This is a genomic window from Streptomyces spongiae (assembly GCF_009377185.1).
GTDB classification, from domain to species: Bacteria; Actinomycetota; Actinomycetes; order Streptomycetales; family Streptomycetaceae; genus Streptomyces; species Streptomyces spongiae.
This window is the reverse complement of record NZ_VJZC01000868.1, coordinates 1-2,988: the sequence shown is the minus strand read 5'-3', so window position 1 is coordinate 2,988 and position 2,988 is coordinate 1. Positions and strand designations below refer to the sequence as shown.

Genomic DNA, 2,988 nt, shown 5'->3' with positions numbered 1-2,988 from the left:
GGGGATGCCTACGAGGGGGGCGAGACGAGTGCGGGTGGTGGAGCGCAGAGCGGCGGCCGCGCGGTCGCGGGCGTTGGCTTTGCGGTAGAGGCGGGCGCGGCCTTCGACGGTTTCGGAGGCGCGGATCGCGACGGGGAGACGTTCGGGTACGAGGGGGCCGAGTCGGCGTGCCCTCCACAGGGCGGCCAGGGCGCCGGCGACGAAGAGCTGGAGCGTGCCCCAGAGCCAGCCCGAGGGGAGCAGGTCGAGGAAGCCGCGCTCGCCGTTCTCGGCGAGGGCGTCGTCGGAGAGTGAGGGGAGGTACCAGACCAGATGGGGGCGCGAGCCGAGGAGTTGAAGGGCGAGCGAGGCGTTGCCGTGCTCGTCGAGGCTGTCGTTGAAGAGGATGTCGCGGGCGCCGAGCACGATGGTGTCGCCGCCCCCTTCGGGTGCCGGCAGGCGCACCAGGCCGGGCAGGCCGTCGCTGGGGTAGCAGGTGTCGGCGTCCGGGCTGGTCGTGCGGTAGCGGATGCCCCCCATGTCGGCGGTGCCCGCTCGCCGGGCTGCCGGCAGGTCGCAGCGCGGGGAGAGCGTCGAGTCGAGGCTGCGTGCCCCGTCGGCGCTCACACCGGGGGCGAGGGTGCCGACGGAGGGGGTGTCGGGGGTGAGCAGGACCGTACGGCCGCCGGAGTCCCGGGTCGTCGTGCGGAGCTGGGTCTGCTGGCGCTCTGTCAGCAGGTCGGGGACGGCGACCAGGAGGGTGGTGTCGGGGCCGGTCGCGGCGCGGGCCTCGTCGAGGGTGGTGACCACGCGTATGGACACGCCCCGGTCGTCGAGGAGTTCGGCGATCGCGCGACTGCCGTAGGGGTCGGCCGAGCGCGGGTCGAGCATGCCGTGCTGGGAGGTGGAGCGCACCGAGGCGATCGCCACGGCTGCCACCAGGATGAGCACCAGTGCGAGCACGACACCTCGCGTGCGCGTCCACACCTGGCGGACGGTGGGCGAGGCCGAGGTGGCCGGGAGCGTGGCCTCGGTGGTCATTCGGCGGCTCCCCTGCCGGCCGTGTCGGTCGTACTGGCGGTGCTGTGGGCGCTGTTGGTGAGCACGGGCTTGGTGCGATGCAGGTCGTCGTCGAGGGCGGCGAGCCGGTGGTACGTTCCCTCGCCCGTCGACCTGCCCCCGTATGTGACGTCGTCGAAGTCCTGGGCGGCTGCGCGCAGCCGGTCCGCGTGTGCGGGGAGTGTGCGGCCCGCTTCGGAGGCGGCCTCGTCAGCGGTGCGGCCGGGGCGTACGTCGAGCAGGGCGCGTTCCTCCAGGGAGCGGACGATGGCGCGCATGCGTTCCTGGACGGCCTGGTTCCAGTGGCCCTGGGCGGCGTGCGCCTCGGCGTTCGCGCGGTGTTCGGCCGCGCTGCGGGGGCGGTCGTCGAAGAGCGCGGGGGACGATGTGGGGGTGCGGTGGGGGGTGCCCAGGCGCCACCACAGTGCACCGAGGAGCGCGAGGACCACCAGGACGATGACGACGAGGCCGAGTGCGCCGCCGGGGGTGGCGGCGGACGCGGCGCCGAACAGCTTGTCGAGCCATTCCCAGAAAGCGTCCAGGGCGCGCTGGAACCAGCTGGGGTCGTTCTCGTGGTACATCCGCTTGGACAGTTCGCGCCGTGCTGCTTCGCGCGCGGGGTCACGCGGTGTGGTGAGCGGCGGTGCGTCGTCGGACACCGGCAGCGCCCGCACGGCAGTGCCGCCGGTGCTGAGCAGTGACCGTGCGGCTGGCGGACCGGCGTGCGGCAGTGCCAGGACCGCTGTGAGAACTCCCCCCGTCACGCCGTCAGCCCCTCGGAGTCGTACCGGATGCGCCGCTGCCGTAGTCGTGGATACCGGCGGCTCGGGCCAGGTCGAGGTCGAGGGCCTCGCGGCGGATGCGCTGGTCGATGTAGAGCAGCACGGTGACGCCGGCGGTGATGGGGAACGTCAGCATCGACCCGATCACCGAGCCGATCCCGCTGACGATGAGGAACGTCCAGCCGACCGTCCCGGTGGTGCTGTTGAGGAAGCCGGAGAGGCCGTCCCCGCTGAGTGCGGCGGCGATGAAGGCGAAGGGGATCACGATGATCGAGGCAAGGATGTTGGCGATGAGCGCGGCGAGCAGCTGGATGCCGAAGACCCGCCACCAGGAGCCGCGCACCAGCTTCGTGGAGCGGCTCATCGACTTCAGGACCCCTTGCTTCTCCAGCATCAGGGCGGGCGAGGCGAGCGAGAAGCGGATCATCAGCCACAGGGCGACGACTCCGGCCCCTATTCCGCCCAGGGCGGCGAGCCCGGCACCTCCGCCGCTCTCGCCAGCGGCGACCAGGAGGATGCCGGGCATGAGGCCGACGGTGATGATGGCGATGGCGATGAGGGGCAGCAGGAGGGTCAGGCCGAACAGCCTGAGGAGCTGGGGCCTGGCCTCGCGCCAGGCTTCCGCCGTGGTCACCGGCTTGCCGAGCACCGCGCGGCTGGTCACGGACGTGAGCAGGGCCGTGGCCACGATGGTGCCGAGCAGGCTGATGAGCAGGACGACGGCCGAGCTGACCATGGTGGTGCCCAGGGCGCGGGTCAGTTCGTCGAGCGAGGCGCTGGGGTCGTTGAGGGCCTCGGTGCCGGCGGCGTCGTTGAGGACGAGGCCCTGGAGCAGGATGACCGCGATCTCCGTGACGACGGCGACGGTCAGCGAGATACCGAGGACCGTGCGCCAGTAGGTGCGCATGGTGGAGACCGCGCCGTCCAGGATCTCGCCGACGCCGAGCGGCCGCAGCGGGATCACACCAGGCTTGGCCGCGGGCGGGGGGCCGCCCCACGCTCCGCCCCAGCCTCCGGGACCGTTCCAGCCTCCGGGACCGCCGTAGCCTCCGGGACCGCCGTGGCTCGGCGGGCCCCAGCCGCCGTAGCCACTTCCCTGGCCACCGGCGCCGCCAGGCTGCTGGCCGCCCCAGCCCGGGCTGGGAGGAGGGGGTGGCGGAGCCTGGCC

Annotated in this window: 3 protein-coding genes; all 3 read right to left on the bottom strand. The window is 73.1% G+C overall.

Features of this window, described 5'->3' with window-relative positions; genetic code table 11:
• Positions 1-1,020 (bottom strand): DUF4350 domain-containing protein (locus FNH08_RS48015; protein ID WP_152778198.1); only part of this gene is annotated, 1,020 nt, incomplete at its 3' end.
• Complete coding sequence (locus FNH08_RS48010) at positions 1,017-1,802, bottom strand: DUF4129 domain-containing protein (RefSeq protein ID WP_407704599.1); 786 nt, start codon at positions 1,800-1,802, stop codon at positions 1,017-1,019. The genes FNH08_RS48010 and FNH08_RS48015, both read right to left, overlap by 4 nt.
• Before the next feature lie 4 nt (positions 1,803-1,806).
• Positions 1,807-2,988, bottom strand: a 1,182-nt coding sequence (locus FNH08_RS48005) for a DUF7544 domain-containing protein (RefSeq protein ID WP_152778197.1), incomplete at its 5' end; no start/stop codon positions are given.